Annotated in this window: 3 protein-coding genes and 1 pseudogene; all 4 read right to left on the minus strand. The window is 73.1% G+C overall.

The genetic code is table 11. The features are described from left to right. Positions 1–251 (minus strand): annotated as a pseudogene (locus tag AX737_RS06240) (ATP:cob(I)alamin adenosyltransferase); the annotation flags it as partial. A gap of 31 nt (positions 252–282) precedes the next feature. Then, positions 283–915, minus strand: a complete 633-nt coding sequence (locus AX737_RS06245) for an acyloxyacyl hydrolase (protein WP_066919900.1) — start codon at positions 913–915, stop codon at positions 283–285. A gap of 157 nt (positions 916–1,072) precedes the next feature. Continuing rightward, positions 1,073–1,258 (minus strand): twin transmembrane helix small protein, encoded by a 186-nt coding sequence (locus AX737_RS06250; RefSeq protein WP_066919902.1) that lies wholly within the window; start codon positions 1,256–1,258, stop codon positions 1,073–1,075. Between the two features lie 59 nt (positions 1,259–1,317). Continuing rightward, positions 1,318–3,930 carry a TIGR02302 family protein gene (locus tag AX737_RS06255; RefSeq protein WP_066919904.1) on the minus strand — a complete coding sequence of 871 codons (2,613 nt, stop codon included), beginning with the start codon at positions 3,928–3,930 and terminating at the stop codon, positions 1,318–1,320. Between the last annotated feature and the right edge of the window lie 540 nt (positions 3,931–4,470).

The following is a 4,470-nucleotide window of genomic DNA, read 5'->3' on the forward strand; positions in this document are numbered from 1 at the left end:
GGCAGCGGCTCGGGGCTCGGCGGCGTGGCGAGGTCGGCGCCGAGATCGAACAGGTCGTTCTGGATGGCGGCGAGCATCGCGTCGAGGCGCGGCTCGGCGTGGAGCCGCGCGAGCCCGATGCAGGCGTTGGTCTCGTCGACCGTCCCGTAGGTCTCGACGCGCAGGTCCGCCTTGGAGCGGCGCTGCCCGTCCGCCAGCGCCGTCGTGCCCTTGTCTCCCGTGCGCGTGTAGATCCGGTTCAGCTTGACCACGGGCGCACCTCGGGCTGGGTTTCGGCGACGATCAGAACGTGTAGCCGATCTTGCCGCCGTAATTCGTCAGGCCGCGGTTGTTGTCGCACAGGCCCGCGTTCGACATGTGCTCGACCGTGGCCATGATGCTCAGCCGCTCGGTGATGCGGAAGCCGAGCGCGGCCGCCTCGCGGAAGAGCGGGTTGCAACCCAGCGTGTTGAAGCCGTAGGGCGTGCCCGCCTTCGGGCCGATGTAGCCGTTGTGGGCGGCGCCGCCGAAGAAGCCTTCGAGGAAGAGCCGGCGGTTGAGGAGTTCGGGGAAGAGGTCGACCGTCCAGGTCGCGCCCAGATAGGCGTAGCTGGTGCGCCCGCCCGTGTTGTAGCTGCCGCCGACGGTCGGGCGCGGCACGAAGGCCTGCCAGAACGGGTCGAGGCTCAGCACCGGCTTGGCGAACAGGATCTCGCCGTTGACGTTCGCGGTCGAGAAGCCGCGGGCCTTGCCCTCCGCGCTGCCCGGATCCTGCACGGCGCCGCCGATGCGGATCTCGGAGACGATGCTCAGCGGCTGGACCGGCGCCGCGTAGACCGGCGCGGGCGCCCGCGGCGCACCGAGATCCGCCGCCGTGACGGGGACGGACGCGAGGGCGAGGCCGCCGGCGAGACAGGTGCGGAACGTGCGCAGCATGTGGGACAGGTCCAATTGTTCGGACCCTGCGTACCACGACCCTGCCGCCGCCCGCCGCGCGGCAATCCATTAAACAACCGCCGCGTGCGTGAAAGTCCGGCGGTGCGGCGCGCCGGTCACACCCGCGCCGGGCATCGCGGCCGGGACGGGCGGGGGCTCAGGCGGCCCGCCACCAGACCACGCCCATGATGACCACGATGGCGACGAACTGCAGGAGCACCCGCAGGCGCATCAACTTCTGCGAGAGGTTGGCGCTCCCGCCACGGAGCATGTTGACGAGGCCGAGCAGCAGCACGACGGCGACGGCGCCGCAGGCGATCAGGACCAGGGTGTTGGCGGACATGGGCGAGGATCCGGTTCGTGCGGCGCGAGCGTCCCACATAGACGCTCGCGGCGGTCCCGTCAGTTGCGGCGCAGCAGCCGCTCGAAATAGTCCAGCTCCTCGCGCGGGCGGCTCGGGTCGCCGAGCTTGCGCCGCAGCTCCTCCATGATCCGGCGCGCCCGCTGGACCGCGGATTCGTCGGCGCCCGGAACGCGCACGCGCCCGTCCGACATGTCGCGCCCCTTGGTGGGCCGGCCGAGCGGGTCGTCCTCGCGGGAACCCGCCTGCCCCTGCTGGCCGGGCTGCTGCCCCTCGGGCTGCTCGCCCTGGCCCTCGCCCTCGGCCATCTCCTGCATCTGCTGCTGCATGCCCTCGGCGCCGCGCTTGAGCCCGTCGAGGGCGCGCCCCTGCGCGTCCACGGCGTCGCCCTCGCGGCCCTGGCGGAGCGCGTTCTCGGCCTCGCGCATGGCGTCCTCGGCGTCGGCGAGGCCGTCCTCGCCCTTCATGCCGTTCTCCTTCATGCGGCGCTGCACGTCCTCCAGGCGCTGGCGAAGCGCCTGCTGCCGGTCGCCCGCGCTGCCGCCCTGCTGACCTTTTGGCTGACTGCCCGGCTGACCTTGCCCGCGCTCGCCCTGTTCGCCTCCCTGCTGGCCCCCTTGCTGGCCGGGGCTGCGCTGACCCTGTTGCTGACCCTGTTGTTGCCCTTGCTGGCCGCGATTCTGCGGGCGCTGGCCCTGCTGCCGGTCCTGGCCGTCGCGGAACGTCTCGTCGCGCAGTTGCTGCTGGTCGCGCGACATCTGGTCGAGCTCCTGCATCTGCTTGCGCATCTCGCGGCCGGCCTGGTCGGACTTGCCGCCCTGCTCGGCCGTCTGGAGGTTCTCCAGGATGTTGCGCAGCTGCTCCATCAGGCGCTGGGCCTCGGCGGTGTCGCCGCGCTTCATCGCCTCGGCCATGTCCTTGAGCATCTTGTCGAGCTCGTCGGGCGTGACGGTCTTCTGCTGGCCGTTGCGCTCGCCCTGCTGCTGCTGGCGCGGCTCGCGATTCTGGCGCTGGGCCATCTCCTTGAGGAACTTGTCGAGCGCCTGCTTCAGATCCTGGGTCAGGCGCTGGATCTCGTCGTCGGGGGCGTTGCGCTCCACCGCCTCCTTGAGGCGGTCCTGGGCTTGGCGGAGCTGCTTCTCGGCATCCGAGAGGTCGCCGTCCTCGATCTTGAGCGCCATCTCCCAGAGCAGGTCCGCCACCTCGGTGAGACCGGCATCGTCCCGGGCGGCGCGCAGGCGGCCCGCCGCGGTCTTCAGCCCCAGGAAGATCGCGGGCCGGACCGTGAAGGTGTCGGGGGCGATCAGCAGCGCGTCCAGCGCCGTCTGCACCCGCGGGCGTGCGTCGTCCGGACCGGTGACGAGGCGGCGGCGCTCCTCCGCGAGGGACCGGGCCAGCGGATCGCGGAAGGGCCGGGCCGGCAGCACCATCTCGACGGGGGCGGAGCGCGCCTCCTGGCCGGCCTCGTCCTTGACCACGAGGCTGAAGCGCACCCGGGCGCCGGACCAGGGGTTGTCGGTGAGATCGACCAGCGTCTTGGCCTCGCTCTCCCCGCTCGCGTCGGGCGGCAGGGCCAGGGCGATCCGCGGCGGCGGCACCAGGGCGCGGCCGGGTTTCAGCGGCTCGACGATCCCGTCGGCGGAGGCGAGGCCGTAATCGTCGCGCGCCCGGTAGGCGAGGTTGAAGGTGCCGCGCCCGTTCACCTCCGGGCTGCCGAGGTCGCGGATCTCCGGCGGGTTGTCGGGGATCGTCTCGACCACCAGGCGGCGCTCGCCCGCGGGCGTGGCGAGCCTGAGCGTGGCCCTCGGGCCGACGAGCTGGAAGCGGTCCTCGCGCAGGTCCGGCCGCGCCTCCTTGCCGGGCACGGGCTTCAGGCCGGCATCGGGCGTGAGGACGGTCTCGGCGGCGGCGCGGTTCTCGCCCGCGATCCGCACCACGAGCTGGGAGTTGACCGGCGCGCGCAGGTGCTGCTCGGCCTCCGCCAGCGTGACGAGGAGCGGCGGCGTGCGGGTGTAGAGCGGCGGGTCGATCCAGCCGTCGATGCGATAGTTCGGGGCGGCGGCCGGCGGGCGGCGCCAGTCGAAGGCGGAGCCCAGCCGCTCGCGCCATTCGGGGCCGGCCACGAACAGGCACGCCACCGCCGCGACGGCGAGCGCGGCGCGCAGCGCGTAGGGATCGTGCCGCGGCATCATCGGCCGGGGCCGCCCGACGCGCAGCCGGGCGACCGCCTCGGCCGCACGGCGCTGGTGCAGCGCCCAGAGGGCGCGGGCGGCGGGGTCGGCGACGCCCACCGCGAGCCGATCCTCGGCCGCCGAGGCCGGGCCGTGGCGCAGCGCCGGGTCCCGCAGGGCCGCCTCGCGGTCGAGCCGGGCCAGGGCCTCGGCCCGCCCGAGGCGGGGGAGGCGCAGCAGCGGGAACAGCGCCCCCAGCAGGGCGAGCGCGAAGAGCGCGACGCCCACCATCCGGCCTACGGGGCCGAGATCGAGCCAGAGGCCGAGCCAGGACGCGGCCGCGAAGGCCAGCAGGACGCCGATGCCGCGCCAGAGCACCGGCCAGGCCCGTTCCCAGAGGCCCGCGGCGCGGGACCGCGCCACGAGTCGGTCGAGGCGCGCGGCGATCGTCGGGCCGGCATCGTGCTGGGATCTGTGTTCCACGCCGTCGTCGTCCCGCCGCTCCAAAGGGTCAGCGCCCGCGCAACCGGATCCGGGCAGCCCGGAAGGCTAGCATGGTGGCGGGCTCGGGCCAGCGGGTCAAATCCGCTCAGGGCGCGTGCCGCATCGCGCGACCGGCCGCCCGGGGAAAGACCGCCCTCGACCGGATCGGGCGCGAGCCCGGCCCATACGGTGTCCGGTCGTCGGGTTCGGCCGGGTGAGAAGGATCGCGCCAGACCCCCTCTCCCATAGGGAGAGGGTTGGGGTGAGGGGTATGACCTCACAGACCTGAGCACGCCGTCGACGCGCGTTCAGCGCTACGCTTCCTCCGGCGACGTCATACCCCTCACCCTGTCCCTCTCCCTTTGGGAGAGGGGACCCGCGCTTCGTTCCGAGACGATGCGTTGGACCGAACCCATCAACCGGAAATGGTATGATCCGACCTCCGGTCGATCGGTTCGACCGCGGGCGGTGAACCGCGCCATGCTCCCTCTCCCATAGGGAGAGGGTTGGGGTGAGGGGTATGACGGATCAGGACAGCGC

Origin of the sequence: Methylobacterium sp. CCH5-D2, from assembly GCF_001556475.1 — a bacterium.
Classification (GTDB): domain Bacteria; phylum Pseudomonadota; class Alphaproteobacteria; order Rhizobiales; family Beijerinckiaceae; genus Methylobacterium; species Methylobacterium hispanicum.

Excerpts from the sequence above, each read along its gene's own strand:
- AX737_RS06245 (WP_066919900.1), bottom strand. The coding sequence starts at position 915 with ATGCTGCGCACGTTCCGCACCTGTCTCGCCGGCGGCCTCGCCCTCGCG.
- AX737_RS06250 (WP_066919902.1), bottom strand. The coding sequence starts at position 1,258 with ATGTCCGCCAACACCCTGGTCCTGATCGCCTGCGGCGCCGTCGCCGTC.